Annotated in this window: 26 protein-coding genes and 1 tRNA gene; 18 read left to right on the top strand and 9 right to left on the bottom strand. The window is 67.2% G+C overall.

What is annotated here, in order from left to right; all coding sequences use genetic code 11:
• The 4 genes from FOC84_RS06505 to FOC84_RS06490 all read left to right on the top strand — a co-directional run bounded on the left by FOC84_RS06505 (window position 1) and on the right by FOC84_RS06490 (window position 2,102).
• Window positions 1-291 carry a holin gene (locus FOC84_RS06505; protein ID WP_173143710.1) on the top strand — a complete coding sequence of 97 codons (291 nt, stop codon included), beginning with the start codon at window positions 1-3 and terminating at the stop codon, window positions 289-291.
• Entirely contained in the window at window positions 288-695 is a 408-nt protein-coding gene (locus tag FOC84_RS06500; protein ID WP_173143709.1) for a M15 family metallopeptidase, read from the top strand. Before FOC84_RS06505 ends, FOC84_RS06500 begins: the two co-directional genes overlap by 4 nt.
• Window positions 692-1,156 (top strand): hypothetical protein, encoded by a 465-nt coding sequence (locus FOC84_RS06495; RefSeq protein ID WP_173143708.1) that lies wholly within the window; start codon window positions 692-694, stop codon window positions 1,154-1,156. Before FOC84_RS06500 ends, FOC84_RS06495 begins: the two co-directional genes overlap by 4 nt.
• A gap of 112 nt (window positions 1,157-1,268) precedes the next feature.
• Entirely contained in the window at window positions 1,269-2,102 is an 834-nt protein-coding gene (locus FOC84_RS06490; RefSeq protein WP_173149986.1) for a DUF3800 domain-containing protein, read from the top strand.
• 146 nt (window positions 2,103-2,248) lie between these two features.
• Here the strand turns inward: FOC84_RS06490 and FOC84_RS06485 are convergent, their stop codons facing one another.
• A complete protein-coding gene (locus FOC84_RS06485) occupies window positions 2,249-3,232 on the bottom strand; it encodes a tyrosine-type recombinase/integrase (RefSeq protein WP_173143707.1) in 984 nt (327 codons plus the stop codon).
• 557 nt (window positions 3,233-3,789) lie between these two features.
• Window positions 3,790-4,713, bottom strand: a complete 924-nt coding sequence (locus FOC84_RS06480; protein ID WP_173143706.1) for a carbon-nitrogen hydrolase family protein — start codon at window positions 4,711-4,713, stop codon at window positions 3,790-3,792.
• Window positions 4,714-4,795: 82 nt separating this feature from the next.
• Between FOC84_RS06480 and FOC84_RS06475 the strand changes: the two genes are divergently transcribed.
• Window positions 4,796-5,728 carry a LysR substrate-binding domain-containing protein gene (locus FOC84_RS06475; RefSeq protein WP_173143705.1) on the top strand — a complete coding sequence of 311 codons (933 nt, stop codon included), beginning with the start codon at window positions 4,796-4,798 and terminating at the stop codon, window positions 5,726-5,728.
• Window positions 5,729-5,737: 9 nt separating this feature from the next.
• Here FOC84_RS06475 and FOC84_RS06470 read toward each other — a convergent pair whose 3' ends face one another.
• The gene (locus tag FOC84_RS06470) at window positions 5,738-7,273 is read right to left on the bottom strand and encodes a tetratricopeptide repeat protein (RefSeq protein ID WP_173143704.1); all 1,536 of its coding nucleotides are present in this window, start codon (window positions 7,271-7,273) and stop codon (window positions 5,738-5,740) included.
• 21 nt (window positions 7,274-7,294) lie between these two features.
• Window positions 7,295-8,383, bottom strand: coding sequence for an RDD family protein (locus FOC84_RS06465; protein ID WP_173143703.1), 1,089 nt, complete (start codon window positions 8,381-8,383; stop codon window positions 7,295-7,297).
• Between the two features lie 106 nt (window positions 8,384-8,489).
• Between FOC84_RS06465 and FOC84_RS06460 the strand changes: the two genes are divergently transcribed.
• The 4 genes from FOC84_RS06460 to FOC84_RS06445 all read left to right on the top strand — a co-directional run bounded on the left by FOC84_RS06460 (window position 8,490) and on the right by FOC84_RS06445 (window position 12,778).
• Window positions 8,490-9,410, top strand: coding sequence for a LysR family transcriptional regulator (locus FOC84_RS06460; RefSeq protein WP_173143702.1), 921 nt, complete (start codon window positions 8,490-8,492; stop codon window positions 9,408-9,410).
• Between the two features lie 180 nt (window positions 9,411-9,590).
• A complete protein-coding gene (locus FOC84_RS06455; protein ID WP_173143701.1) occupies window positions 9,591-10,799 on the top strand; it encodes a CaiB/BaiF CoA transferase family protein in 1,209 nt (402 codons plus the stop codon).
• 70 nt (window positions 10,800-10,869) lie between these two features.
• Window positions 10,870-11,829, top strand: a complete 960-nt coding sequence (locus FOC84_RS06450; protein WP_173143700.1) for a Bug family tripartite tricarboxylate transporter substrate binding protein — start codon at window positions 10,870-10,872, stop codon at window positions 11,827-11,829.
• Window positions 11,830-11,851: 22 nt separating this feature from the next.
• Window positions 11,852-12,778, top strand: a complete 927-nt coding sequence (locus tag FOC84_RS06445; protein WP_173143699.1) for a hydroxymethylglutaryl-CoA lyase — start codon at window positions 11,852-11,854, stop codon at window positions 12,776-12,778.
• Between the two features lie 25 nt (window positions 12,779-12,803).
• On the opposite strand, the gene FOC84_RS06440 is transcribed toward FOC84_RS06445, so the two are convergent.
• Window positions 12,804-13,241 (bottom strand): universal stress protein, encoded by a 438-nt coding sequence (locus FOC84_RS06440; RefSeq protein ID WP_173143698.1) that lies wholly within the window; start codon window positions 13,239-13,241, stop codon window positions 12,804-12,806.
• Window positions 13,242-13,480: 239 nt separating this feature from the next.
• Between FOC84_RS06440 and cobA the strand changes: the two genes are divergently transcribed.
• From cobA to nirJ, 7 genes are read left to right on the top strand one after another with little or no spacing between them, the layout of a single operon-like run.
• Entirely contained in the window at window positions 13,481-14,272 is a 792-nt protein-coding gene (gene cobA / locus FOC84_RS06435) for a uroporphyrinogen-III C-methyltransferase (protein WP_173143697.1), read from the top strand.
• Between the two features lie 8 nt (window positions 14,273-14,280).
• On the top strand, window positions 14,281-14,598 hold the full coding sequence (locus tag FOC84_RS06430; RefSeq protein ID WP_302053190.1) for a c-type cytochrome: 318 nt from the start codon (window positions 14,281-14,283) through the stop codon (window positions 14,596-14,598).
• Window positions 14,599-14,605: 7 nt separating this feature from the next.
• Window positions 14,606-15,775 (top strand): cytochrome D1 domain-containing protein, encoded by a 1,170-nt coding sequence (locus FOC84_RS06425; RefSeq protein WP_173143695.1) that lies wholly within the window; start codon window positions 14,606-14,608, stop codon window positions 15,773-15,775.
• A complete protein-coding gene (gene ahbB, locus FOC84_RS06420) occupies window positions 15,765-16,763 on the top strand; it encodes a siroheme decarboxylase subunit beta (RefSeq protein ID WP_217278789.1) in 999 nt (332 codons plus the stop codon). The genes FOC84_RS06425 and ahbB (FOC84_RS06420) overlap by 11 nt, the downstream gene beginning before the upstream one ends.
• Window positions 16,756-17,235 (top strand): Lrp/AsnC family transcriptional regulator, encoded by a 480-nt coding sequence (locus FOC84_RS06415; protein ID WP_173143693.1) that lies wholly within the window; start codon window positions 16,756-16,758, stop codon window positions 17,233-17,235. The genes ahbB (FOC84_RS06420) and FOC84_RS06415 overlap by 8 nt, the downstream gene beginning before the upstream one ends.
• Window position 17,236: 1 nt before the next feature.
• Complete coding sequence (gene ahbB, locus FOC84_RS06410) at window positions 17,237-17,755, top strand: siroheme decarboxylase subunit beta (protein ID WP_173143692.1); 519 nt, start codon at window positions 17,237-17,239, stop codon at window positions 17,753-17,755.
• Window positions 17,756-17,768: 13 nt separating this feature from the next.
• Window positions 17,769-19,556, top strand: a complete 1,788-nt coding sequence (nirJ, locus tag FOC84_RS33585; RefSeq protein ID WP_438800863.1) for a heme d1 biosynthesis radical SAM protein NirJ — start codon at window positions 17,769-17,771, stop codon at window positions 19,554-19,556.
• 27 nt (window positions 19,557-19,583) lie between these two features.
• On the opposite strand, the gene FOC84_RS06395 is transcribed toward nirJ, so the two are convergent.
• From FOC84_RS06395 to FOC84_RS06385, 3 genes are read right to left on the bottom strand one after another with little or no spacing between them, the layout of a single operon-like run.
• Window positions 19,584-20,576: a siroheme synthase gene (locus FOC84_RS06395; RefSeq protein ID WP_217278788.1), complete on the bottom strand. Its 993-nt coding sequence runs from the start codon at window positions 20,574-20,576 to the stop codon at window positions 19,584-19,586.
• Between the two features lie 12 nt (window positions 20,577-20,588).
• On the bottom strand, window positions 20,589-20,936 hold the full coding sequence (locus FOC84_RS06390) for a c-type cytochrome (protein ID WP_173143691.1): 348 nt from the start codon (window positions 20,934-20,936) through the stop codon (window positions 20,589-20,591).
• A 16-nt stretch (window positions 20,937-20,952) separates the two neighbouring features.
• Window positions 20,953-22,512 carry a cytochrome D1 domain-containing protein gene (locus FOC84_RS06385; protein ID WP_173143690.1) on the bottom strand — a complete coding sequence of 520 codons (1,560 nt, stop codon included), beginning with the start codon at window positions 22,510-22,512 and terminating at the stop codon, window positions 20,953-20,955.
• Between the two features lie 234 nt (window positions 22,513-22,746).
• Between FOC84_RS06385 and FOC84_RS06380 the strand changes: the two genes are divergently transcribed.
• Both FOC84_RS06380 and ccsB read left to right on the top strand, forming a co-directional pair.
• Entirely contained in the window at window positions 22,747-24,273 is a 1,527-nt protein-coding gene (locus tag FOC84_RS06380; protein WP_173143689.1) for a PLP-dependent aminotransferase family protein, read from the top strand.
• A gap of 169 nt (window positions 24,274-24,442) precedes the next feature.
• Window positions 24,443-25,804: a c-type cytochrome biogenesis protein CcsB gene (gene ccsB / locus FOC84_RS06375; RefSeq protein ID WP_173143688.1), complete on the top strand. Its 1,362-nt coding sequence runs from the start codon at window positions 24,443-24,445 to the stop codon at window positions 25,802-25,804.
• 48 nt (window positions 25,805-25,852) lie between these two features.
• Here ccsB and FOC84_RS06370 read toward each other — a convergent pair.
• A tRNA-Ser gene (locus tag FOC84_RS06370) sits at window positions 25,853-25,940 on the bottom strand.
• Window positions 25,941-26,005: the final 65 nt, after the last annotated feature.

The following is a 26,005-nucleotide window of genomic DNA, read 5'->3' as shown; positions in this document are numbered from 1 at the left end:
ATGAATGATTGGGAAAAGAACCTTGCATGGCTGGCCGGCATTGGCGCACTCATCGCGGTGGGGCGAGCATTGACCAGCACCGAGCGCCTATCGTGGCGCGTCGTGATTGGGCGCACGATCTTGGGCAGTGCGGTGGCCACCGTGGCGGCTCTGATCTATATCCCGTTCCCGGATGCTCCGATGCCGGTGGTGGTAGGCGCTGGCGCGGCGCTGGGAATCCTGGGTGAACAGGTCCTGGAGCTGGCGGCGCGCAGGCTGATTTCCTTCAAGTTCGGAGGTGATCCGAAATGAGCGGATTTCAACTATCCCAGCGCAGCCTGACGCGGTTGGCGGGCGTCCATCCTGACCTGGTCGAGATCGTGAAGCTGGCCATCCAGCGCACGGCGGTGGACTTCACGGTGGTGGAGGGTGTCCGCACGGTCGAGCAACAGCGCGAGTACGTCGCGCGGGGTGCCAGCAAGACCATGGCCAGCTACCACTTGCCGCAAGCGGACGGGCTCGGCCACGCCGTCGACCTGGCGCCCCTGATCGACAAGGCCATTCCCTGGAAAAACTGGCAGGCGTTCGCTGATCTGGCCGCGGTGGTCAGGGAATGCGCCGCGGAGCTGGGCGTGCCGGTGGAGTGGGGCGGGGACTGGAAGATGCGCGACGGCCCGCATTTCCAGATTCCGCGCGACTGGAAGGGGCGGGCATGAACCCGCTGCTGCGCGCCGCGTTGCCGTACCTGATCGGGGCCGCGGTGCTGGCTGTCGCGATCGCCGGCGTGCGCTGGTACGGCGCCAGCCAGTTCCGCGCCGGCGGGGATGCTCGGCAGGCAGAAATCGAGAAGCGCCAGGCCGCCGTCGAGCGGGCATGGCAGGAGGAAAGGGATCGTGCTGATGCCAAACACCGCGGCGCCGTCCTGGCGCGCGAGGCTGCTGAAAAGACTGTTGCCGCTCAGCGTGGCCGCATTAACGGGCTGCTGCGCCAGCTTGCCCAGCGGCGCGCCCAAACTCCCAGCGCCGGCGGCGGACCTGATGCAGCCGGCCCCGACTGGATCGGAATTATTGGATCGTGTGTCGGACGATATGAGCAGCTGGGAAAGGATGCTGCTCGATGGGCTGACCAGGTGAATGGCCTGCAGGGCTACATCCGCGGCCTGGGCGTCGCGCCCTAGGCCCGTTCCGCCCGCTTGCACAGCCAGAACCAGTGGCTGAATTTGGGCTCATGCCAGGAATTGTACGCAATGGGTAGAATGGCTGCTCCAATGACGGCCTAGAACAAACAATATATCCCGTGAGCTGGTTCTTTACTGTGATGAATCCGATATCTCAGGCAAGCATTTCGCAAATTTCTATGGAGGCGCGCTAGTTGAATCCACCCATCTTCAGGAGGTGGTTTCAACTTTGCAGGCGGCTAAGGATCGGCTGAATCTTGGTGCAGAGGTCAAATGGCAGAGAATCACCGAGAACTATGCGGGCAAATACATCCAGTTGATGGATGAGACCTTTGCGTTGATGCGGGAGGGCAAGCTCAAGATGCGGGTGATGTTCACCCAGAATTACTTCGGCGCAAAGCAACTGACGCCCGCCCAAAGAGAGAACGGATTCTTCCTGCTCTACTACCAGTTCGTCAAACACGCCTTTGGGTTTAGGTACTGTGGCGGCGATCTGGGCGCCGCTAAAGCACGCATCTATTTCGACAAGCTCCCAGATACCGATGAAAAGTGCCAGGCCTTCAAGGGGTTCGTGTCAGGGCTAAATAGGAGCCGTGAGTTCCGCGGCGCCGGCCTTTCAATCGCTGAGGATCAGATCGCCGAAGTGGATTCCAAAGAGCATGTCTTACTGCAATGCCTCGATGTAGTCCTTGGCGCGATGCAATTTCGTCTCAACGAAAAACACAAGGAAAAGCCGGAGGGAGCGCGGATACGCGGAAAGCGGACCAGGGCAAAAGAGGTCGTCTATAGGCATATTAATGGCCTGATCAGAGAGATCTACCCTAATTTCAATATTGGGATCAGTACCGGTGGAGAGCCTGAGATGCGTTGGCATCATCCCTATCGCCATTGGCTTTTCAAGCCGGCCGACTTTGAGATTCGACCTCAATATGCAAAGCGGAAATAGAAAAGCCCCGCGCCAGCTACATAAGTGTCCCAAGTGGAACTTGGGCGTTCGCTGAACGAAGGGCTAGCAGCACTGTAACCCAGAGGGCCAAAGTTCGCAACGCAAGGATAAGATCGATTCTTATCCTTTATTGATAAAAACCCGGGTCAGTCCAGCTTTGCTGCGATCTCGGTGGCGCTCTCGCGGTAGTAGACCATGAGGCTGCGCGGGTCGCGGTGACCCACCATGCGCGCCAGCTCCAGCAATTCCAGTTTCTTGGCGAGGCGTGTGATAGCCGTAGCGCGCGCGTCGTGGAATGTGGGCCCGTCGACGGCTGCAAGGGTTTTGCCCTGCCGAAAGTAGGCATCCCGCAGGCCGGCATTCACGGTAAACACCAGTTCCTGGTGGATCCCCTTCATCGACTCCAGCAGTTCGACGGCGCGGCGTGAAAGCGGAACGTCGCGCGCATCTCCATTCTTGGACTTGGGCAGATGCAGCATGCGGCGCTCCAGGTGCACGTGTTTCCATTCCAGGGTCAGGATTTCCCCCGATCGCATGGCCGTCTCCAGGGCCAGCAGGAAAGCTACCGCCGTCTGCTCGCGCTTGTCCTTGGGCGTGCCTCCGGCATAGCCCAGCGCGGACACGACTGCCTCGGCTTGCTTGTCGGTGAAGATCACCTTGCGCGCCGGGTTGTCCCGCGGCTTGATTACGTCGGGCCATGGGTCATGATCCACATACCGCCATTCCCCGAGCTTGGCCCGGGTCCAGATGGCGCGCAGCAGGCCTATCTCGCGTAGGACCGTAGCACCCTGCACCTCTGCCAACCGCCGATCACGCCAGTCCGCCAACTCGGCCGGTCCTATGTCCTGCATCACCAGCTTGGCCACCCTGTCCTTCTTGATGGCGGCAATCCTGGCCTTTTCCCACCTGGCGCCAGCCTTTTCCGGGCTGACCTCGTCGGCATACCGCTGCATGACGTCCGCCAGGGTCCAGCGCGTCACCTTGCCGGCGCGGGCGTTCGCCAGTTCCAGCTCGCGGCGGTTGGCCCAGTCCATGGCCTCGCGCTTGGTGGCGAAGGTGGCGCTTTCACGGTGTCCATTGCGGGCGACTTCGGCCCGCCAGGACGTGCCGCGCTTTCTGAATGTGGGCATGGCGTAATCTCGGGCGTAGGAATGGCGTACGAGATTAGCAAAAATTGTGGTTTAGTGTGGTTTGGTGTGGCGTAACGAGTTCTGGTCGGCACCCAGAATCGTCTATGAAGGTGGCGTTGCGTGGCGTAATGCGGCGCGGTGTGGTGGGATGGGGTGGTGCCCGAGACCGGAATCGAACCGGTACGGCCGCGAGGCCGAGGGATTTTCTTACCACTTCGGCTTTCGCCGCCAGCGCGGATGCGCTGTTCGTGGTCTGGAGCACGCCTTCACCATAGCCTTGCGGCCTTAGGTGCCCGCCGTCTGCTCTCTACACCTTCCCCGGTCATGCGACCTGGGCTTGGCTCGGCGTTGGCTCGGAACGGGTCCAGGGCATTCGCCGAGTTTGACGGGCTACACCTTTGGAGTTTCCCCCAAAGGGCTCAAATTAGTTCAAGTCCCTTGTGTCTACCAATTTCACCACTCGGGCGTTGCGCGGTCCTGGAAGGGCCGGCAGCGGGCGAGACTATACCATCCCGGCGCCAGGGGCCCGGATTGCGGGCTCCCGGCAGGCGGGGCATTCAGGAGACGAAGCGCACGGCGGGGCGCGGGCGTTCGTCCACGGTCAAGGAAAAGACGTCGGGGCGCGAGTAGTGGCCCACCACGTCGAAGTCGTAGCGGGCGCGCACCAGTTCCGCCGTGTCGACCTGGGCGGTCAGCAGGCCGGCCTTGCCGCGCAGAGGCCCCGCCAGCACGTCGCCAAGCGGGCCGACGATGACCGAGCCGCCGTTGATCAGCGGACGGTTGGCATCCCAGCCTGGCACGTCCTGGCCCAGTTCGGCGGGCGAGGGCTGCACCTGGCAGGCGCTGACCACGAAGCAGCGGCCTTCGTGGGCGATGTGGCGCATCGAACACTGCCAGATGTCGCGCTCGTCCACGGTAGGCGCGCACCAGATTTCCACGCCCTTGGCGTACATGGCGGTACGCAGCAGCGGCATGTGGTTTTCCCAGCAGATGGCGCCGCCGATGCGGCCGGCCTCGGTGTCGACGACCGGCAGGGTCGAGCCGTCGCCCTGGCCCCAGATCAGGCGCTCGGTGCCGGTGGGCATGAGCTTGCGGTGCTTGGCGGCCAGGCCGGTCGCGGGTTCGAAGAACAGGGCGGTGCAATACAGCGTGTTGCCGCCGCGTTCGATCACGCCCACCACCAGGCTGGCCCCGGTGCGCTGCGACAGGGCGGCCAGCGCCTCGGTTTCGGGGCCGGGCACGTCGATGGCGTTTTCGTAGTAGCGGGCAAAGGCCTCGCGGCCTTCGGGCAGGCGGTAGCCCAGGCGGGTGCCGAAGATCTCGCCCTTGGGATAGCCGCCCAGCAGCGCTTCGGGCATGACCACGAGCGAGGCGCCGGACGCGGCGATCTCGCTTTCGTAGGCGAGGATGTCTTCCAGGGTGCGGGCTTTGCCTTCGGGGGAGGAGCCGATCTGCAGGGCGGCGATGGTTTTCGTGGTCATGGCGGGGGTCTCGGAGCGTGGCATCGGGCTTCAGTGTCCGGCCGGCCCTAAAATCAATCAATCCTGGTCAGAGATAAATGATATGAACCAGATTGATATCGAGTCGGCCGACCTGAACCTGCTCAAGGTGTTCGAGGCCATCTACGACGAGGGCGGAGCGGGGCGTGCGGCGTTGCGCCTGGGCGTGACGCAGTCGGCCGTCAGCGCGGCGCTGGGCCGGCTGCGCGCGCTGTATGGCGATCCCCTGTTCACGCGCACGGGCAGGGGGCTGTCGCCCAGCCTGCGGGCGCGCGAGCTGCGGCCCGTCATCGGCGAAGCCCTGGACAAGTGCCGCCAGAGCCTGTCGCTGGCGCGGCCGGGCGCGGCGGGCTTCGCCGGCCGCTCGGTCACGCTGGGCCTGTCGGACGATTTCGAGATCGCGCTGGGGCGGGACGCGATCCGCGCGCTGGCGGAAAGCGCGCCGGGGCTGCGCATCATTTTCCGGCAGACCCACAGCCGCCTGGCCGCCGACATGCTGATGGCGCGCGAGGCGGATCTGGTGATCGCCTCGGGCGGATTAACCACGCAGGCCTTGCAGCGCGTGACGGTCGGGCAGGGCGGCTATGCCTGCCTGCTGGATCCCGCCAGTCTAGAACCGGGCCAGATCTCGCTGTCGCTGGAGGAATTCATCCGCCGCCAGCACATCCTGGTGTCGTCCGGCGGCTTCATTGGCGTGGTGGATGAAGTGCTGCACGGGCTGGGACTGACGCGTCGAGTGCAAGCCTCGACCACGCATTTTTCGGCGCTGGCCTTCCTGCTGCCGGGCAGCGATGCCCTGTCGACCTTGCCCGCGCACGCGGCGCGCGGCCTGGCCGCGGCGTCCGGCCTGCGCATGCTGCCGTGCCCGGTCGCCATGCCGGGATACGCCATCGAAATGGGCTGGCGCGCCGACGCCTTGCGGGATGAGGCGGTGGCCGTGGTCAGGCGCGGCTTGCTGGCCTTGCTGAATGGCTATGAATGGGAGCGCGCCGCCTAGGCGCGCGGCCTACTTGCGCCGGAACAGCCGACCCAGCAGGCCACGCGGCGCGGCGGCGGCCTGTTCCGCGGCCAGGGCATTATTCAAGGACAGTTCCTGGTACTGGGGCTTGCCGTTCTGTTGATAAGAGGCGGCAGCCTGGCGATAAGCCATGGCGGATTCCGCGTGACGCTTCATTTCGCCGTAGGCCTGGCCGCGTGAAAACAGCGCCCAGCTGCGGTAGTCAGGATCGATCGCGATCAGGCGGTCGCAGGCGGCCAGCGCCTCTTCGTGGCGCTTGGCGGCGATCAGCGCGTTGATGCGTTCGGCGTGCAGGGCGCCGTCATCGGGCCAGCGCGCCATGGCGCGATCGGCGTCGGCCACGGCCTCGTCCGCGCGGCCCAGATGGGTCAGCGCCTCGATGCGGGCGCGGCGCCACTTCAGCCAGTCCGGATCCAGCGAGATCGCCACTTCGGACAGCGGCAGGGCTTCGTCATGGCGCTCCAGCCGGTTCAGCATGTCAGCCGCGTTGCCGGGCAGGAAGTCGTTGTCGGGCGCCAGCTCGTAGCCCTGCAGGTAGTACGCCAGCGCCTCGTCCCAGTTGCGCTGGTCGCGTTGCGCGTTGCCGGCCACGAACAGCAGTTGGACGTCGCCGCTAGTCATGGGGTCCAGCTCCCGGAGCGCCTGCTCGGCCAGCTCCGGATCGCCGCTGCGTACGTATTCGCGGGCCTGTTCCCTGCGGCCTTCCCAGCCGCTGTCCGATAGCGCGTCCAGATGGCGCCATAGCGGCGCGGCTTCGTCCGCGCGGCCCAGGCGGTGCAGCGACCGCGCCTTGCCTTCAAGGGGCCAGTCCCAGTCGGGCTCGCGGCGCAGCAGGCTGGTCCATTCATCGACGGCGTCCGCGTGGCGTTCCAGCGCTTGCAGGCATGAGGCGCGGTTGTGCTGGATGGCGTTCTGTTCGCCCAGGATGGCGCGGGCGCGGTCGAACATCGCGATGGCGTTGCGCAGATCGCTCAGGCTGCGGTAAGTGTTGCCGGCGTCGTACAGGAACATGCCATTGCCCGGCGCCAGCGAGGTCGCGCGCCGGAAATGGGGCTCGGCCTCGGCGTGGCGCCCGGCGTTGGCCAGGTTGGATGCGATGTAGCAATGCGGCGCGCCGGCGGATGGGCGCAGTTGCGCGGCGCGGGTCCAGCACTGGATGGCCTCGTCCAGCTGGCGGTCGTTGATCAGCAGATAGGCGTGCGCCATCAGCAGCCCGAAGTGCGAAGGCGTGCGTTGCAGGGCATCGCGCAGGACGCGCCAGGCCTGCTGCCGTTCGCCCGCGTTGTAGAGCGCGGTGGCCTGGACGCGGATGGCGTCGGCGCAATGCGGGTCCAGGGCCAGCGCCCGGTCCAGGTCGGCCTGGCGCGCCGCATGGGCGCCGCGCTTGTCGTGATAGCGGGCGCGCAGCGCCCACATCAGGGCCGAGGCGGGTTGCTCGCGCAGCCCCTGTTCGCACAGCGCCAGCATTTGCGCGTGCTCGTCGCCGTCGTCGGCGCGATGGATGGATTCGATCAGGGCGGACATGCGCGGGATTCCGTGTCGGGGCTAGGGCGCCGAGGCGCCGGCTTCGTGGCGGCAGCTGTAGGGGCGGTCGGCGCGCGGGATGTCGTCGCTGCCGCACTGCCAGCGGCGCACGCCGCCGCCTTTCTTTTCCGAGCGCAGTTCGGGCAGGTAAACGAGATGCTTGCCGCCGAGCGCGGGTGCGTCCGTGGTGCCGGCGTCGCCAGCGATGGTGAAGCGCAGCACACCGTTGACCGGGTTCATGGTCAGCGCGCTGAAACCGCTGCTGTTCAACGATTCCGGGGTGACGCCGAGCGCCGCCATGTCCGGGGCGTAAGCCCCGGTGCGGCGGTAATGGTTTTCGGCCAGCATGCGCACGGGTTGCGACACCAGGTCCAGGCGGATCACCTCGGCGCGCAGGGGATTGTCTTCCTGCTTGGGCTCCATGACGATGGCGCCGACGATCATGCCGCCCGCGACCAGCGCCAGCACGCCGAGCACGATGAAGATGAACTTGCCCGCGCCCGTGATGGAGCGGGTCTTGGCGATGGCGGGCCGGATGGCCCGCGGGTCCGCCTGGCTGGACACCACGTAGGTGCCGGAGATCCAGTTATGCATGGCGCGTTCGCCGAATATGGTCCGCTGGATGCGGTAGAAGATGCCGGGCAGCGCGATGTTCAGCACGTACTTCATCAGGTGCCGCCAGCTGGCGCGCAGGACGCCGGGATGGTCGCCATTGCGGTTCACGACGCGCAGCTTCAGCATCCGCTTGCCTGGGGATCCGCCGCCCCATGCGTCCATCAGGGCCGGCAGCATCAGGCCGATGAAACCGGCGGCCAAGGCCAGCAGGACAGGGCGCGGATCGCCGGCCAGTGATTCGTAGGTCAGATTGGCGGCCGTGCTGAATCCGATCATCGCCGCCACCATGATGGCGGCGTCGATCGCGGTGGCGCCAAGCCGCGGCCAGATGCCGGGGAAGACCGGAGCGTTGCCGGCCCGGGCCGGGGCGGCTTTGGCGGTTTTCCCAGCCTTCGCGGCAGGAGCGGCTGCCGTGGGGGCGGCCAGCGGCGCATTGCAGCTAAAACACAGGGTGTTGGAGGCCGGATTCTGCCAGTTGCAGCGGGGGCATTGCATGGGCGGCGGTGGCGGCATGGAAATGCCGCAAGAGCGTGGGGAGTGCGGATGTTACCGGGAAAACCCCGATCCCAGGACGCTGCCACTAGGCACGACACTTCCCGCCATGAAGCCAGTCCAGCCCCCTCTGCCGCATCCCCGCGATATCGATCCCGTCTCCCTGCGCCTGTTCCTCGCGGCGCTGGAGGAGGGCAGCCTGGCGCGCGCCGCCGCCCGCGAGAACATCGTCCCTTCCGCCGTCAGCAAACGCATGTCGGAAATGGAGGACGCCTTCGGGGTGCCGCTGCTGGAACGCGGGGTCAAGGGCGTGCAGCCCACGCCGGCGGGCAATGCCCTGGCCACGCACGTGCGCATGGTGCTGCAAAGCATGGACCGCATGCGCCGCGAAATGGCGGGCTTTGCGACCGGCGTGCGCGGCAGCATCCGGCTCGCGGTCAGCGTGGCGGCGCTGTCCGGCGAACTGCCGGCGCAGATCCAGTCCTTTCGCCGCGCTTATCCCCAGATCGATATCTCCCTGGAAGAGGGCACGACCCAGGAGGTGTTCCGCGCGGTGCTGGACGGCCAGGCCGACGTGGCCGTGGGGTCCGATTTCGGCCATGACGGCTTGCAGGTCTTTCCCTGCGGCCGCTGCGATCTGGCGGCGGTGGTGCCGGGCCAGCATTTGCTGGCCGACCGCGACACGCTGGATTACGCGCAATTGCTGCCTTTCGAGCAGATCGAACTGAACCGCGACAACGGCATCAGCGCGGTGTTCGAGCAGGCGGCGCAGGACGCGGGCGTGGCGCGGCGTATCAGCGCGCGGGTCAGCTCGCACGAAACCATCTGCATGCTGGTGGCGCGCGGCATGGGGGTGGCGGTGGTGCCCATGTACCTGAAGGCGCGCCATGCCAATCTGGATATCCGTTTCATTCCGCTCTCTGGAGCCTGGTCCAGCACCTCGCTGTGCATCGCCGTGCTGGGGCTGGACGCCTTGCCGCCCGCCGCCCGAGTGCTGTTGGCGCACCTGGGCGTGGCGGACGCAGCCTGAAATCAGGGGGCTCAGGGCTTTCCCGGAGGTTCCCAAACGAGAATGCCCCCGTGCTGAAAGACCGCTACCCGTCAGTCCCGCTTGCCGTCGATGATGTAAGCACGGGGCGGCGGCATGGCCAGCATGCATCGGCTTTGCCTGCGCCCGTTTTTTCATCGCGTCAGGCCCGAGGATATGCAGATGGCAGCAACACCCGCTTCACCCTTCATGGACAGCACCGAATTGCCGCTGCGCGGCATCAAGGTGTTGGAGCTGTCCCACATGATCATGGGGCCGGCGGCCGGCCTGGCGCTGGCCGACCTGGGCGCCGAAGTCATCAAGGTGGAACCCATCGAAGGCGACCGCACCCGCCGTCTGAAGGGCTCGGGCAGCGGCTATTTCCCGGTCTTCAACCGCAACAAGCAAAGCCTGGCGATCGACCTGAAGGCGGGCGCAGGGCAGGCCGTGGTGCGCCAGCTGGCCTTGCAGGCGGATATGGTGGTGGAGAACTTCCGCGACGGCAGCCTGGCCCAGTACGGGCTGGACTATGAGTCGCTGTCGGCCGAGAACCCCGGGCTCATCTACGTGTCGCTCAAGGGCTTTCTATCCGGCCCCTACAAGCAGCGCACCGCGCTCGACGAAGTGGTGCAGATGATGGGCGGGCTGGCCTACATCAATGGCGGCGCGGATGCCCCGCAGCGGGTCGCGGCCTCGGTCAACGACATCCTGGGCGGCACCTTCGGCGTGGTGGGCGCGCTGGCGGCGCTGCACGACCGCCACGCCACCGGGCGGGGCAGGCATGTGCGCTCCGGCCTGTTCGAGAACAATCTGCTGCTGGTCGCGCAGTTCATCGCGCAGTACCAGCTGACGGGTGCGGCGCCCAAGCCCATGGGCGCGGAACGGCGGCCGCCCTGGGGCGTGTACGACGTGTTCGAGACCGCGGACGGCAGAGTGTTCGTTGCCGTGGTGGGCGATGCGCAATGGCGCAACTTCGCCCAGAAATTCCTGCCGCCCGAGTGGGCCGCCGATCCGCGCCTGGCCACCGCCGTCGACCGCGAGGCCGCGCGTCCTTGGCTGGTGCCGGGCGTGGGAGAGATCCTGAAGCATTGGAAAACCGACGAACTGTGCACGGCATTGGAAGCGGCGGGCCTGTCGTATGGCCCGATACGCCAGCCGCACGACTTGCTGGACGACGCGCACCTGAACGCCGGCGGCGCGCTGCTGAAGACCCGGCTGCCGGATGGCGGGGAAATATCCGCCGCCGCGCTGCCGATCGAGTTCGACGGACTGAAGGCCGGCAAGCGTTCCGATCCGCCGCGGCAGGGCGGTGACACGCAGGCCATCCTGCAGGGTTTGGGTTGGGATGCCGCGCGCATCGAGGCCCTGCGCACCGCAGGCGTCATTGCATGAGCGGGCGGTAGCGCCCGATATCGGTCGAGGCGGCGCAGACCGCCAAGACATCCATCAAAGAGGAGACAAGATGATCCGCAAACTGTTCGCGGTGGCCGCGCTGGCCGCCGCCTGTGCCGCACACGCCCAGGACTATCCCAGCAAGCCCATCCGCATCATCATCCCGTCCACGCCGGGCGGAGGCACCGACTATATCGGCCGCCTGATGAGCACCAAGCTGCATGAACTCAACGGCTGGTCCGTCATCCCCGAGAACAAGCCGGGCGCGGGTACGGCGCTGGGCCTGGCCGAAGCGGCGCGCGCGCCCGCGCAGGGTTACGACCTGGTGATCGGCCAGTCCGACAACGTCACCCTGATCCCCTTGCTGATGAAGGTGTCGTACGACCCGGTCAAGGACCTGGCGCCGGTGGCGCTAGTGGCCACCACGCCCATGGTGCTGCTGGTGTCGGAGAGCTCGCCGTACAAGACGCTGCCCGAAGTGATAGCCGCCGCCAAGGCAGATCCCAACAAGATCTCCTATGGCACCTCGGGCACGGGCGGCGGCGTGCACATCGCCATCGAAATGCTGCAGCACGCGGCTGGCTTCAAGATGCAGCATGTGCCCTACAAAGGCTCGGCGCCGGCGCTGGCGGACCTGATGGGCGGGCACCTGCAGTTCGCGGGTTCATCGATCTCGTCGGCGGCCACGCTGATCAAGTCCGGCAAGGTGCGTGCGTTGGCAGTCACTTCGCCCAAGCGCAATCCGGCGCTGCCGGAAGTGCCCACGGTCGCGGAGCTGGGCTACAAGGATTTCAGCGTGGTGACCTATTACGGCGTGCTGGCTCCGGCCAAGACGCCGCAAACCGTCGTGTCGCGCCTGAACAGCGACTTCAACAAGCTGCTGGCGCGCAAGGACGTGCAGGAGGCGCTGGCGGCGCAGGGGCTGGAAACCGATCCCGTATCCACCGAGCAGTTTGCCGCGCTGATCCAGTCGGACATAGGCAAGGCGCGCCAGACCATCGAGAGCGCGGGCATCGTGGTGCAGCAGTAGGCCAGCCGGCAAAGGACTACACATGAATCAGGAAGTCAGGCTTTGCGAAGTGGGCCCGCGCGACGGGTTGCAGATGGCCAAGGGCATGATGTCCGTGGCCGACAAGCTGCGCTGGATCCGGCAGCTGGCCGACGCCGGCCTGCGCGAGATCGAGGCGGGCAGCTTCGTGTCGCCGCGGCTGGTGCCGCAGATGGCGGATACGGGCGCCATCCTGCCCGACGTCCTGAAGATAGACGGGCTGACCGTCGTCGCGCTGGTCTGCAACCTCAAGGGCGCCATTGCCGCCTATGAGGCCGGCGCGCATGCGCTGTCGTTTCCCGTTTCGGTCAGCGACACGCATAGCCGCGCCAACGTAGGCAAGGGCACCGACGCGCAGGTGGAGGTGCTGGCCGCCATTGTCGATTGGGCGCGGGCGCAGCCGCGGCCGATGCGGATCGACGCGGCGGTCGCTACCGCCTTCGGCTGTTCGCTGGAAGGCGCGGTGCCCGTGCGCCGTGTGGCGCAAGTCGCCGCCGCCGCCGCGCTGGCGGGCGCCGACGAGATCGCGCTGGCCGATACCGTGGGCTACGCCCATCCGGCGCTGGTGCGCGACGCCGTGCGCGCCGCGCAGGACGCCGTGGGCGCGCGGCTGGTCAAACTGCACCTGCACGACACGATGGGGCTGGGCCTGGCCAATGCGCTGGCGGGTCTGGACGAAGGCATCCGCGCCTTCGATGCCTGCCTGGGCGGCCTGGGAGGTTGCCCCTTCGCGCCCGGCGCGTCAGGCAACATCGTCACCGAAGATCTGGTCTTCATGCTGGAAAGCATGGGCTACCGCACGGGCGTGGACCTGTCGCGGCTGTTGCAGGCGCGCCCTTTGCTGGCCCAGGCGCTGCCGCAGGAAAGCCTGCGCAGCGGCGTGGCCGCCGCCGGCATACCCAAGACCTACGGGGCGCGGGCAGGGGCCTAACGCGCATACGCGCAAGACGACCGCCTCAGCGGTAGACGATCACCGGCAGCGACGACTGCGCCATCACTTTCTGCGTCTGGCTGCCCAGCAGCACGGCCGCCAGCCCGCCGTGGCCGCGCGAGGCCATGGCGATCAGGTCGCAGCCTTGCGTCATGGCGATATCGATGATGGTCTGCGCCGGGTTGTTGCTTTCGCGCATTTCGGTGGCGCAGGGCACGCCTGCGGCGCTGGCCTGCGCGGCCGCTTGCGACAGGTACGACTTGGCGAGTTCCCGGGCCTCGCGCTCATATTCCGCATGCACGCCTTCCAGGTGCACCGTTTCCATGGAAGTCGGGCGGTAGGCGCTATACACCGTCAGCACAGTGACGCTTGCGCCCAGGGCGCTGGCCAGGCCCAGTCCTTGCGCCAGGCCGGCATATGAGCGCTCGGATCCGTCGATGGGAATGAGTATGTGCTTGTACATGACTACCTCCTGAGGGTGGAGAGGGCGGCGCGAGTGCGGGCGGCCCTAGGAGCGTGAACAGCGGTTGTTCCCATACTACGCCTTGTGGAGACGTTCGGCGAACCGCGGGGAAAATGCGCTGGCCGCGGCCGGCGCACCCATGGCAGCCGCACGGACCGTACCTATTGCGTCGGCATCCCTCTACCTACACTTCCTCCTGAAGCCATATTTTGCGCAGCGCGGCTGCAAGGGAGAGCGTAGTGAGCGGAACGGTTTACCTGGTGGGCGCCGGCCCGGGCGATCCGGAGCTGCTTACGGTGCGCGCCTTGCGGCTGTTGCAGCAGGCCGATGCCGTGGTCTGCGACAGGCTGGTGGGCGCCGGCATCCTGCCCTACATCAATCCCGCCGCGCAGTTCCATGACGTGGGCAAGATGGCGGGCGACTGCCGGCACCGGCAGGAAGACATCCATCAGCTGTTGCTGTCGCTGGCGGGAACCTGTGCCCGCGTGGTGCGCTTGAAGGGGGGCGACCCATTCATTTTCGGGCGGGGCGGCGAAGAACTGCTGTTCCTGTCGGGGCATGGCGTGCCGGTCGAGGTCGTGCCCGGCATCAGCGCCGCCAACGGCTGCGCGGCAGCGCTGGGCATACCCCTGACGCATCGGGGCGTGGCGGCCAGCGTGCGTTTCATCACGGGCCATCTGCGCGACGATGCCGGTCTCGAGCTGGACTGGAGTTCGCTGGCCGACCCCACCTGTACCCTGGTGTTCTACATGGCGGTGGCCAACGCCGCCGAGATCGTCGCCGCCTTGCAGCGGCATGGGCGCGGCGGCGACACGCCGGCCGCGCTGATCCATGCCGGCACCACTGAAGGCCAGGACTGGACGGTTGCCTCCCTGCGCCAGATTCCCCAGCTGGTGTCCGGCTTCAAGCCGCCCACGCTGCTGGTGGTGGGCGACGTGGTGCGCTTGGCGCAGCGCGCCTGGTCCGTCGCCGGCGCCGGACAGCGGCTTTTCCGTGACGCGGCCGAGCCATGCGCCCCGGTCGCGGCCTGATATGCCTGATGTTGGCGTGTTGTACAGGGTGGGGTGCGGCGGCCGGCCAAGCGCAGGCGCCGCCGGATATCGGCTCCGTCGACCCGCCGCGGCTCATCCATCTGGTGCGCCAGGATTGCGGCTCCTGCCATGGGCTGCGCCTGACTGGAGGACTGGGGCCGGCGCTGACGCCGCAAGCGCTTGCCGGCAAGCCGCCGGCCTATCTCGAACAGGTGATTCTGCGCGGCCTGCCCGCGACCGCCATGCCTGGGTGGCAGGGCATGCTTGCGCCCGACGAGGCCGCCTGGATCGCGGCGCGCCTGCTCGAGGGCTTTCCAGAGGAATAGAAGGCTCATGAAACTGCGTTTCCTGCTCGTCCTGGCCGCCATCGCGCTGGCCGGTTGTGCCGCGGCCACCGACCCGCGCGGCACCAACGACCTTGGCATGGTGATCGAGCGCGCCGACGGCGCCGTCTCCATCGTCGAAACCAGCGGACAGACCCGCCTGGCGCGGGTCGAAGGACTGGGCGACCTTTCCCATGCGCACATCGCCTATTCCCGCGACGGCCGCCATGGCTACGTCTTCGGCCGCGACGGCGGGCTGACCAAGGTCGATCTGCTGCGGGGGCGCGTGGACCGCCGCATCATCCAGTCCGGCAATGCGATCGGCGGCGCCATCTCGCAGGACGGGCGGCTGATCGTGGTGCAGAACTACGCGCCTGGCGGGATCAAGGTCTTCGACGCCGCGACCTTGCGCCAGATCAGCGAAGTGCCCGCCGAGTATGCGCCCGGCAAGCGTTCCAAGGTGGTCGGCCTGGCGGACCTGCCCGGACAGAAGTTCGCCTACGCGCTGTTCGACGCGGGCGAGATCTGGATCACGGATCTGTCGGACCCCGCCCGGCCGGTCACGCAGCGTTATGACGCCGGCCGCCAGCCCTACGACGCGCTGGTCACGCCGGATGGCCGCTACTACATCGCCGGACTGTTCGGCGAGGATGCGCTGGCCATGATGGACCTGTGGCATCCGGAGGCGGGCGTGCGCAAGATCCTGCAGGGCTATGGGCGCGGCGAACAAGCGCTGCCGGTCTACAAGATGCCTCATCTGCGAGGCTGGAGCGCGGCGGGCGGACGCCTGTTCCTGCCGGCCATCGGCAGGCATGAGGTGCTGGTGGTGGACACCTCCACGTGGCAGGAAACCGGCCGCATCGCCACGCTGGGCCAACCGGTGTTCGTCATGGCACAGCCCGATGGCCGCCGCGTCTGGGTCAACTTCGCGGTGCCCGACAACGGCCAGGTACAGGTCATCGACACCGAAACCCTGGCCGTGGTCCGGACGCTGGCGCCCGGCCGCGGCGTGCTGCACATGGAGTTCACGCCGCGCGGCGAGGCGGTGTGGCTGTCTGCGCGCGACGATGACCGGGTGCTGGTGTACGACACCCGGACACTGCAACGCGGCGCCACGCTGGACATCTCCCAGCCCAGCGGCATTTTCTTCACGAACAGGAGCGGCCGGATTGGCTTTTGAACTGTCCGATTCCGATTTGCTTCTGCTCGACGGCTGGCAGCGGAGTTTTCCGCTGGTGCCGCGGCCCTACGCCTTGGTGGGCGAGCGCGCCGGCCTGGACGAAGGCGCGGTGATGGCGCGCTTTCGCCGTTGGCAGCGCGAGGGCGTGGTGAGCCGGATCGGCCCGGTGCTGCATCAGTCGTGCTTCGCCAGCGCGCTGGTGGGCATGCATGTGCCGGCCGTCCGTCTGGAGCAGGTCGCCGCCCACGTCAGCGGTCTGGCGCAAGTCAATCACAACTACGAGCGCGAGCATGCGCTGAACCTGTGGTTCGTGGCCGCCTGCCGCACGCCCGGCGCGCTCGCGCGCTTGCTGGCGCGGATCGGGCAGGATACCGGCTGCGAGCCGCTGGCCTTGCCCATGCAGGCCGAGTACCACATCGATCTGGGATTCAGCCTGAGCTCGCCGCAACGCCGCGCGCCGCCGCAGCCCCGCGGCAAGCCGGCGGCGCTGCCGCCCGCCGGCAGCGCGCAAGAAGCCTTGCTCCACGCCGTGCAGGACGGGCTGGACCTCTGCGCGCAACCTTATCGCCGGCTGGGGCTTCTTGCCGGGCTGGATGAGGACCAGGCGCTGTGCTTGCTGGAGCGATGGCTGCAGGCAGGCCTGTTCCGCCGCTTCGGCGTGGTGCTGAGGCACCGCCAGCTTGGTTATCGCGCCAATGCGATGTGCGTCTGGAACGTGGATGACGCGCGGGTGGATGCGCTGGGGGAGCAACTGGGGGCCGAGCCCGGCGTCACGCTCTGCTACCGGCGCGCGCGCAGCCTGCCGCAGTGGCCCTACAACCTCTTCTGCATGATCCACGGCAAAGAGCGGGAAGCGGTGCGGGCGCAGCGCGATGCCATCGCCGGCCGGCTCGGGCTGGATGCCTGGCCGCATGCGGTGCTGTTTTCGACCAGGTGCTTCAAGCAGCGCGGCGCGAGGCTCATGCCCGAAGAGGTGGCGCATGGATAGGCCCAAGGACCCTGCCGCGGGCGCGCCGCTGGACGCTGCCGACCGCGCGCTGATCAATCGCCTGCAGGGCGGCTTTCCCATCAGCCCGCGTCCGTTCGCGGACGTCGCGCAGGCGCTGGGGCTGGACGAAGACGCCGTGATCGCGCGCGTGGCCCGCTTGCGCCAATGCGGCGCGCTGAGCCGTTTCGGCCCGCTGTTCCAGATCGAGCGCGCTGGCGGAGCGTACTGCCTGGCGGCGATGGCCGTGCCGCGGACGCAATGGGAGCGGGTGGTGGCACTGGTCAACCGCCGGATCGAGGTGGCGCACAACTACCGCCGCGAGCACGCCCTGAACATGTGGTTCGTGCTGGCGGCGGCCGACCCCGCCGACATCGTCGCCTGCCTGCGGGCCATCGAACAGGAGACGGGCTTGCCGGTGCTGGCGTTTCCGAAAGAGCGCGAGTACTTCCTTGAAATGAAGCTGGAGGTCTGAGATGGATGCCGTCGGCCTGACTCCGTTCGAGCTGTCACTGGTGCGCGCCACGCAGGACGGGCTGCCGATCCGGCGGGACCCATACCGGGCCGTGGCCGAGCGGCTGGGCGTCGCCGAAGCCGAGGTGATGGCGCATTTGCGCGACATGCTTGCGCGCGGCGTCATCCGGCGCATCGGCGCGGTGCCCAACCACTATGCGCTGGGATTCGTGGCCAACGGCATGACGGTCTGGGACGTGGACGATGGACAGGCCGATGCCGTGGGCGCCTGGCTGGGCCAGCTCGCGGACGTGAGCCATTGCTATCGGCGTCCCCGGCGCCCGCCACAGTGGCGCTACAACCTCTTCGCCATGCTGCACGGCACTGACCGCGCGGCGTTGCTGGCGCGCATCGCCGAAGTCGCCGAGGCCTTGGCGGCTCGTTTTCCGGGCGCCCTGCGGGCGCAGGAGGCGCTGTTTTCCTCGGCCATCCTGAAAAAGACCGGCTTGCGCCTGAGAGATGGCCAGGGTCCGGCCGCATAGCGAGGAAACCCGAATGTTCCGCATTTCCGCCTTCGTCTCCGAATTGCTGCGGCCCACGCCGCTGGCGCCCCGCCGGAGGCCGGCCGGGCCTGTGGTGATCTGGAACCTGATCCGGCGCTGCAACCTGCATTGCCGTCATTGCTATTCGGCCTCGGTCGACAAGGACTTTGCCGGCGAATTGGACTACGCCGAAGTCTGCGCAGCCATGGACGATCTGCATGCCCATGGCGTGAGGGCATTGATCCTGTCTGGCGGCGAACCGCTGCTGCGGCCCGACATTTTCGAAATTGCGCGCAGGGCCAAGGCCATGGGCTTTTACGTCGGCCTGTCGTCCAACGGCACCCTGATAGACCGGCGCAACATCGAATCCATCGCCGGCTGCGGCTTCGACTACGTGGGCATTTCGCTGGACGGCCTGGGCGCGACGCACGACCGCTTCCGCGGCGAGGCGGGGGCATTCGATGCCTCGCTGGAAGGCATCCGGCTGTGCCGGGACCGCGGCCTGAAGGTCGGCATCCGCTACACCATGACCCAGGGCAATGCCGGCGACCTGCCCGGGCTGCTCGCGCTGCTGGACACCGAGAGCGTCGACCGTTTTTACTTTTCGCATCTGAACTACGCGGGCCGCGGCGGCCGCAACCGGGGCGAGGACAGCCATCACCGCATGACGCGGGCGGCGATGGAGCGGATCTTCGAGACCTGCCTGGAACAGGCCGCGGCCGGCAGGCCACGGGAGTTCACCTCCGGCAACAACGATGCCGATGGCGTGTTCTTCCTGCATTGGGTGCGCCGCCGTTTCCCGGACCGCGCGCCGCATATCGAGGCCAGGCTGCGGCAGTGGGGCGGCAACGCCAGCGGCATGAACGTTGCCAACATCGACAACCGGGGCAATGTCCACGCCGACACCATGTGGTGGCACTACACTCTGGGAAACGTGCGCCTGCGGCCCTTCTCGGAAATCTGGTCGGATCCCGCCGAGCCCTTGCTCAAGCTGTTGCGGCTGCGGCCGCGGCCCGTCAAGGGACGTTGCGCCAGCTGCGCTTACCTGGACATCTGCAACGGCAACACCCGCATCCGCGCGCAGAAGCAGTCGGGCGACCTTTGGGCCGAAGATCCCGGCTGTTATCTGAACGAAGACGAGACAGGAGCTCGAATGGAATTCCCGCCCATACCGGCCAATGGAGAGGACGCGCCGCTGCAGCGCGCCTTGCAGCTGTTCGATGACTACAACCGGCGCGATCCCAATCTGGTCGCCTGGAATGGCGCCATGCAGCCGCGCGAATGGCTGTACGCCCAATTCCTCCACGACTGGGTGGCGAAGCTGGCCCCGCAGGCCGGCCCCGCCTTGCGCCTGGCCGCAAGCTGCCAGCACATCGGCCGCTGGGAGGTTCCGCGCGAGGCCTGTGCGGCGGGCAGGGCAGGCTATCTGCAATGGCGCAATACGCTCAAGGAACACCACGCGGACATCGCCGCAAGGCTGCTCGCCAGCGCAGGCCAGGACGAGGAAACCATACAGGCGGTACTGAAGATCGTGCGCAAGCAGGGTATCAAGCGCGATGCCGACGTGCAATGCATGGAGAACGCACTGTGCCTGGTGTTCCTGGAGCACCAGTACGAGGAATTCTGCGACCGTTATCCGGACAAGGTCGTCGCGGTGCTGCAGAAGACCTGGCACAAGATGGACGAGGCCGGCAGGCAGGCGGCGGCGTCGCTATCTTTCAGCGAGCGGGGCCGGACTTATCTGGCGGCGGCGCTGGCGGGTGCCAATGCCGGCGAGGCGGCCAAGGACGGACGTTCCTGATCGAAGCGCGGGCCTGGCGGCAAGGCATCACAGCACGCTGCACGCCACGCCGCAAGCCGCCATGCGCCGCGCCAGCAGCTTCGGATCGTGCGCGGCTCCCAACAGCAGGACGGCGCGCTGGCCCGCCCGTACCTGCCGGGCCAGCCATTCCAGCCCCGCGCCCGCGGCAACGGCCGGCTCGGGCTGCATACCGGGGCCTTTCAGCTCGACCCTCGCCGCGTCCCGTCTCGCCTTGTCCAGGATGGCCGGATTGACGGCTGGCACATGCGCGACCAGGTCGGCCTGGTTCAGCATGCGCAAGGCGCGCAGGGTCAACAGATCGGCGGGACCGTCGGCGGCCGCCAGTATCGTCGCGCTGCCCATGCGGGGCGGGGCGTCGGCCTGCATCGCGGCTTCGAGCGCCAGACCGGCCTGCCGGCCGTCTCCCGCCGCCAGCAAAGAGGGCAGCGGGCCGTCCAGCATCCAGTCGTAGAAGTCGCGGCGCTCGTCCAGGTCGCGAAAGCGCGAGACGATGCGGCTGCGGTAGCGCGCCGCGAGCCTTGCCAGATCTCCCGTGCTCTCGTCGAGCAACGCCTCGAGCCGTTCGCGGATGCGTCGCGCCAGCACGGGCGCGCAGCCGCCTGAAGACACCGCCACCACCAGCGGGGAACGGTCCAGGATGGCCGGCACTTGTATCGTCGAAAGTACGGGATCGTCGACCACGTTGCAGGGAATGCGGCGCGCCAGCGCCGCCGCGGCGACCGCCTGGTTCGTGTCGCCGTGATCGGTCGCGGCCACCGCCAGCCAGGCGCCGTCCAGGCAGGCCGGCGAGAACGCGGCGGGCAGATGTTGGATCTTGCCCTGGTCCGCGGCCGCCCGCAGCCAGGACGTCAGGGCCGGCGCCGCCACGGCAATGGCGGCGCCGGCCGCAAGCAGCAGCCTGATCTTGCGCTCGGCCACGGCCCCGCCGCCCACCACGACCACCTGCCGGCCGGCCAGGTTGAAGAACACCGGGAACAGCATCGCGGATGGCGCGTCCATGGCGGGTTCCTCCTACTTGCGGCTGGAGAAGTACTGGGCCAGCTCCTGGATGGCTTCGGGGCTCAAGGGCTCGGCCATGGAACTCATGACCGGGTCGTTGCGTTCCCGGGTTTTGAAGGCATTGAGCTGTTTCACCAGGTATTCAGCTTTCTGCCCTGCAAGATTGGGATATAGGCCGACGGCGCTGATCCCGTCCGCGCCATGGCAGGACGCGCATAGCGGCAGCATGGCGGAAACGTGGGGCGAGAGCGTGTCGGGATTGCCGCCGGCGATGAGCGCGGCTTGGCCATCGGCGGCCAGCGCGTGCGCGGCGGCCTGGGACAGCAGCAGCGCAGCGAGTATGCGGAATAGCGGTTTCATGTCTGGGTTCCTCGGCTCAGAATTTGCGCGTTTCGGACAGGCCGATGGTCAGCCAGCGGGTGCGGGCGCGGGAGAAGATGCCCGAGGGGCTTTCCATCTTGTGTTCCGCCACCAGCTCCAGGGTCTTGCTGTCGTAGATCTTGATGCGGTCGCCCCAGTAGCCCGAGCTGACATACAGGTAGTTGCCGGTGCGGTTGTAGTCGGGGAAGAAGGCATGCCCGCCCACGTCCAGCGTCTTGGCCACTTCCAGCGTGTTCTTGTCGATCAGCTGGATCCAGGCTGCGCGCTTGTCCTTGTCGACGATGTCCACCGCCACATACGGCGCGTTCGGATGGGCGGCGGGCGATTCAGTGGCTCCCGCCACGGGGATCTGCTTGACCACGGAAAAGTCCTTGGTGTCCCACACCGTGACCACGGAGCCCTTGTCGCAGGTGCCGATATTGGTGCCGAACGCCAGGAAGCGGCCGTTGACCTCGGTCACCGCGCCCGAGCCGACGTGGGGCTGGCAGCCGGCGGGGATGTCGCGCACCACCTTGTCCTCCTTGAAGTCGATCGCGACGATCTTGTTGTCGTCGTAGGACGCCACCATGGAGTAGCGCCCGTCGGGCGTGAGGAAGGTGTCATGCAGCATGCGGCCGACCTTGGCCAGCTTGGTCACGGGCATGTCGGGCTTGTCGGGGTCAATGATCCAGATCTGGCCCGCCTGGCGCAGCGTCAGGGCGAACTTGTTGTTGATCCGGCTGCCGATCACCGGGCCGCCGGCCGACTTGACGAACTTGCCGTCCGGGTCCTCGCCCTCCAGGTCCATGTACTTGACTGGTTCCAGCGTGTCCGCCTTCAGGATGGCAACGCTTTTGGGCACGAACGAGCTGATCGCCAGCCACTTGCCGTCGTTGGACAGGGCGATGCCGGGGCCCGTCAGGCCGACCTTGGCCTGGCGCACAATCTGCAACGAATACAGGTCGATCTTGTAGACCATGCCGTCGTCGCTCTTGAGCCAGGCCCAGCGCTCCGCCACGGGGCTGAAATCCATGATGTGCGGCGCCACCGGCGTGGCGATCTCGCCGACCACTTTGTTGGTCTTGCCGTCCAGGAACACGGTGCGCGCATTGTTGCCCGCGTCGCCGCGCCCGTAGCGCCCGCGCGCCATGACCACCATCAGGTCGTACACGGTGTCGATGGCATAGGTCGGCTTGGCGGGCAGGGTGGCTTCGTCGACCACCACCTGCACGCTGGCGCGGATCTGGTCCAGGCCCCATTTCGGATCGTCCGCCGCCTGGGTCTTGATCAGACGGGCGAGCGAGCGGATCTCCTCGTCGGACAAGCGGCCCACGAAAGGCGGCATCAGCGTGTCGGGGATGCCGGTCATGATGGTGCCGCGCAGCGCCGCCTCGCTCTGGACCAGGCGGTCGCTGGTCAGGCCCGGCGCGATGTAGCCGCCGCGGTCGGCGCCATGACAGACGGCGCAGTTCTGCTGGAACAACTGATTCGCCTTGAGGTACTCCTCGGCCGGCGCACTCCAGGCGGCGCCGGCCGAGACGAGCAGCCAGGCCGCGCTCAATAGCTTGGTGTGCATGTCGATCTCTCCCGTAAGGTTCTTGCCGAAACTGCGGCACATGCACTGTGTCACCGCGGCCCTGGGCCGATAAGGCACGGGTCCCGCGCGTGCCATGGTTACGGTCCAATCGATTTTTTGACATAGGACAAAACAATGCCAAGGCCGGAGGACTACCGTGATAGCAAACGGAGCGCGGCCGGCCCGCGCCGCTTCGAAAGGCCGGCGCCATCTTTTGTCCTGTGGTTGTCCGCCATGTTTTCACTACCGCTCACCCTCTCCCGCCTGGATGCAAAACCCTACAAGCAGCAGATCGCTGACCAGATCGAGGCGCTGATACGCGCCGGACGGCTGCAGGAAGGGGACCGGCTGCCGGCGATCAACCGCATGTCATCGCTGCTGCAGGTATCGAAGAACACCGTGCTGGGCGCGTATGAGCTGTTGATCGATTCCAGCCTGATCCAGAGCAAGCCCAGCCGCGGCTACTTCGTGACGCTGAACCGCAGCCTGATCATCAATCCGCGTTGTCCCGATTTTGTCCAGGACCGTTCGCCGGTCTACGCCGATGCCGTCAGCCAGGCCCTGTCCAGCGGCGTCTGCGGCCAGCCGGCGCCCATGCCCCTGCGCTATGACTTCAAGGTCGGCCGTCCCTCGGTCCACGCCTTTCCCCTGCGCCAGTTCATCACGCTGTCCAACCAGCTGCTGCGGCACGCGGGCCGCGCCATGGCCGAATACGCGCCGCCGGCCGGCCTGTGGGGTTTGCGCGTGCAGGTAGCGGATTACCTGTCGGCGGCCAAGGCGCTGAAGGTCGAGCCGGAACAGGTGCTGATCACCGCCGGCAGCCAGGAAGCCTTGAGCCTGATCGCCTCGCATTTCCTGGACCGCCACGGCCGGGCGGTGTTCGAGTCCCCCTGTTATGCGGGCTTCAGGAATCTGGTGCGGCGGCATGGCGCGCAGGAAGCGCCGGTCCCGGTCGACGGAGAGGGGCTGCGCACCGACCTGCTGCCGGAAGGGCCGGCCAGGCTGGCCTATGTGACGCCGTCGCACCAGTACCCCCTGGGCCACGCCATGTCCCTGTCCAGGCGGCGGCAACTGCTCGAATGGGCGGGCCGCAGCGGCGCGCTGATCATCGAGGACGACTACGACGGCGACTTTTGCTACGAATCCGTGCTGCCCATGCCGCTGGCGGCGATGAGCCCGCGGCAGGTCGCGTACCTGGGCACGTTCTCCAAGACGCTGGGACCTGGCCTGAGGCTGGGATACATGGTCTGCCCGCCTGCGCTGGTCGACGATTTCACCGAGCGCAAGGCGTTGCTCAACAACGGCAGTCCATGGCTGACGCAGGCCGTGCTGGCCCGCTACTTCGACGAGAACTGTTTCGCGCGCCACCTGCAAACCCTGCGGCGGCGCTATCAGGCGCAGCGTGACGAGCTGCTGCGCGGCATCCGCAAGGTCTGGGGCGGACGCGGCCGGGTCAGCGGACAGAATTCGGGGATGCATCTGGCCTTCGAACTGCCGGCGGACAGTCCGGACGCCGATGTGGTCGCCGCCGCCGCGCTGGCGCAGGGCGTGAGGCTGTACCCGCTGGCCCAGGCCGCCGCCAGCGCGGCCGACGGCGCCGAGCCCCGGCATCTGCTGTTCGGCTATGCCGGCCTGGAAACCGGCGAAATCGCCCAGGCCATGGCGCGGGTGCTTGCGGCCTGCACGCAGCTGCAGGAAAGCTGTCCTGGGCGGGCAGCGTCCCGCCTGTCCCTGGAGGAAGCGCGCTGCGGGGGCATTTAGCACGGTTGCGGCGTTTCCGGTAGGGATGGCGGCGCGGCGCGAGGGCCGGCGGCGTGGCTATGCAGCGTTACTGGGTCGTACTTAGAATGAATTTGTCCTATGACAAATATGTGATTGGACTCTCCTGCGGCCAGGCTGCGGGCGGGCCGTCACGCATGGAGATGCTGCGATGCCGCTTACCGCCGCCGGGCCCGCCCCGCTGACTTCCCGCCAGTCCGTGCCGGATGTTGCGAATGCCGCAGCCCGGACCGGCAGGCGTTTGAACCGGACCGATGCCGGGTTCCTGCTGATCTGCCTTGCCGGCTGCGCCTATGCGCTGGCGGATTTTGGTCAATTCCTGAACGGCTACGAGAAAGCGATGCTGGTCGGCGCCGTGCCGGCGTTGGCGTGGCTGGGGTGGCTGTGGCGTCCCTTGCGGTCTCTGGTCCTGGCCAGCGGCGCCAGTGCGCTGCTGGCGGTGTGGCTGTATGCGGGCGGGGCAGGGCTGCTCCAGGGCGATCTGGGGCGCGCCGAGAGCGTCTTCCTGCTCAAGTACCTGCTGTCGTCGCAGTCGGCCATACTCTGGATGAGCTGCCTGTTCGTCCTGGGCACGCTCTGCTACTGGGCGGGCCTGGCCAGGCCCGCGATCGCCTGGCTGGGCACGGTCCTGACCTGGGGCGGGGTATGGGCGGGCCTGACCGGTCTTCTGGTGCGCTGGCGCGAAGGGCATTTGCTGGGACCGGATGTAGGACACATTCCGGTCAGCAACCTGTACGAGGTGTTCGTTTTCTTCGCGCTGGTCACGGCGCTGTTCTACCTCTATTACGAGGCCCGCTACGCCACGCGGGCGCTGGGCGGCTTCGTCATGCTGGTGGTCGCCTCGATGGTCGTGTTCCTGTCCTGGTACTCGCTCACGCGCGGCGCCCATCAGATCCAGCCGCTGGTTCCCGCGCTGCAAAGCTGGTGGATGAAGCTGCACGTGCCGGCCAATTTCGTCGGCTACGGCACGTTCTCGCTGGCGGGCGCGGTGGGCTTCGCGTACCTGGTCAAGCTGCACGGGCAGAGCGCCGCGGGCAAGCGCCTGATTCCGGTGTTCCTGCTGGGCGCGCTGCTATGCGCCGAGCCGATGATCTTCGGCTCAGGGCGGTTTTCTCGCGTGTGGATGTTGTATTTCGGCGTGGGCGCCATGGCGGTCGGCGCGGTATTGGCGCTGCGTCGGCCCATCGCCCGCCGGCTGCCGTCCCTGGAGGTGCTGGAGGACATCATGTACCGGGCCATTGCGCTGGGCTTCGCCTTCTTCACCGTGGCCACGGTATTGGGCGCGCTGTGGGCGGCCGACGCCTGGGGCGCATACTGGCAATGGGATCCCAAGGAAACCTGGGCGCTGATCGTGTGGCTGAACTATGCCGCCTGGCTGCACATGCGGCTGCTCAAGGGCTTGCGGGGAGAGGTGGCGGCCTACTGGGCGCTCGCCGGACTGGTCGTGACGAGCTTCGCCTTCCTGGGGGTCAACATGTTCCTGTCGGGGCTGCATTCGTACGGCAGCCTATAGGCCTCTGCCGCCTTGGGGGGCGGTGATGCGCGCTGGCATCGGGTGTTCTGGCGGAAGCGGTGAGATTCGAACTCACGAACGGTTGCCCGTTGCCGGTTTTCAAGACCGGTGCAATCGACCACTCTGCCACGCTTCCTGGTATTGCGTATATTCCGGCGATCCGGCCATCAGGCAAACAATCTGCCTGGGTGGGGACACGAT

The sequence above is a fragment of the Achromobacter pestifer genome, assembly GCF_013267355.1.
In the GTDB taxonomy this organism is placed as follows: domain Bacteria; phylum Pseudomonadota; class Gammaproteobacteria; order Burkholderiales; family Burkholderiaceae_B; genus Achromobacter; species Achromobacter pestifer_A.
The sequence above is the reverse complement of the archived record's forward strand: the minus strand, read 5'-3'. Positions and strand labels throughout refer to the sequence as shown.

What these genes read in the sequence shown, in the direction of transcription:
- FOC84_RS06480 (WP_173143706.1), bottom strand. Translation starts at nt 4,713, where the DNA reads ATGACCACGAAAACCATCGCCGCCCTGCAGATCGGCTCCTCCCCCGAA.
- FOC84_RS06450 (WP_173143700.1), top strand. Translation starts at nt 10,870, where the DNA reads ATGATCCGCAAACTGTTCGCGGTGGCCGCGCTGGCCGCCGCCTGTGCC.
- FOC84_RS06445 (WP_173143699.1), top strand. Translation starts at nt 11,852, where the DNA reads ATGAATCAGGAAGTCAGGCTTTGCGAAGTGGGCCCGCGCGACGGGTTG.
- FOC84_RS06460 (WP_173143702.1), top strand. Translation starts at nt 8,490, where the DNA reads ATGAAGCCAGTCCAGCCCCCTCTGCCGCATCCCCGCGATATCGATCCC.
- FOC84_RS06395 (WP_217278788.1), bottom strand. Translation starts at nt 20,576, where the DNA reads ATGGACGCGCCATCCGCGATGCTGTTCCCGGTGTTCTTCAACCTGGCC.
- FOC84_RS06500 (WP_173143709.1), top strand. Translation starts at nt 288, where the DNA reads ATGAGCGGATTTCAACTATCCCAGCGCAGCCTGACGCGGTTGGCGGGC.
- FOC84_RS06455 (WP_173143701.1), top strand. Translation starts at nt 9,591, where the DNA reads ATGGCAGCAACACCCGCTTCACCCTTCATGGACAGCACCGAATTGCCG.
- FOC84_RS06385 (WP_173143690.1), bottom strand. Translation starts at nt 22,512, where the DNA reads ATGCACACCAAGCTATTGAGCGCGGCCTGGCTGCTCGTCTCGGCCGGC.
- FOC84_RS06425 (WP_173143695.1), top strand. Translation starts at nt 14,606, where the DNA reads ATGAAACTGCGTTTCCTGCTCGTCCTGGCCGCCATCGCGCTGGCCGGT.
- FOC84_RS06430 (WP_302053190.1), top strand. Translation starts at nt 14,281, where the DNA reads ATGTTGGCGTGTTGTACAGGGTGGGGTGCGGCGGCCGGCCAAGCGCAG.
- FOC84_RS06505 (WP_173143710.1), top strand. Translation starts at nt 1, where the DNA reads ATGAATGATTGGGAAAAGAACCTTGCATGGCTGGCCGGCATTGGCGCA.
- FOC84_RS06465 (WP_173143703.1), bottom strand. Translation starts at nt 8,383, where the DNA reads ATGCAATGCCCCCGCTGCAACTGGCAGAATCCGGCCTCCAACACCCTG.
- FOC84_RS06495 (WP_173143708.1), top strand. Translation starts at nt 692, where the DNA reads ATGAACCCGCTGCTGCGCGCCGCGTTGCCGTACCTGATCGGGGCCGCG.
- FOC84_RS06415 (WP_173143693.1), top strand. Translation starts at nt 16,756, where the DNA reads ATGGATAGGCCCAAGGACCCTGCCGCGGGCGCGCCGCTGGACGCTGCC.
- FOC84_RS06470 (WP_173143704.1), bottom strand. Translation starts at nt 7,273, where the DNA reads ATGTCCGCCCTGATCGAATCCATCCATCGCGCCGACGACGGCGACGAG.
- nirJ (WP_438800863.1), top strand. Translation starts at nt 17,769, where the DNA reads ATGTTCCGCATTTCCGCCTTCGTCTCCGAATTGCTGCGGCCCACGCCG.
- ahbB (WP_173143692.1), top strand. Translation starts at nt 17,237, where the DNA reads ATGGATGCCGTCGGCCTGACTCCGTTCGAGCTGTCACTGGTGCGCGCC.
- FOC84_RS06475 (WP_173143705.1), top strand. Translation starts at nt 4,796, where the DNA reads ATGAACCAGATTGATATCGAGTCGGCCGACCTGAACCTGCTCAAGGTG.
- FOC84_RS06440 (WP_173143698.1), bottom strand. Translation starts at nt 13,241, where the DNA reads ATGTACAAGCACATACTCATTCCCATCGACGGATCCGAGCGCTCATAT.
- FOC84_RS06380 (WP_173143689.1), top strand. Translation starts at nt 22,747, where the DNA reads ATGTTTTCACTACCGCTCACCCTCTCCCGCCTGGATGCAAAACCCTAC.
- FOC84_RS06485 (WP_173143707.1), bottom strand. Translation starts at nt 3,232, where the DNA reads ATGCCCACATTCAGAAAGCGCGGCACGTCCTGGCGGGCCGAAGTCGCC.
- FOC84_RS06390 (WP_173143691.1), bottom strand. Translation starts at nt 20,936, where the DNA reads ATGAAACCGCTATTCCGCATACTCGCTGCGCTGCTGCTGTCCCAGGCC.
- ccsB (WP_173143688.1), top strand. Translation starts at nt 24,443, where the DNA reads ATGCCGCTTACCGCCGCCGGGCCCGCCCCGCTGACTTCCCGCCAGTCC.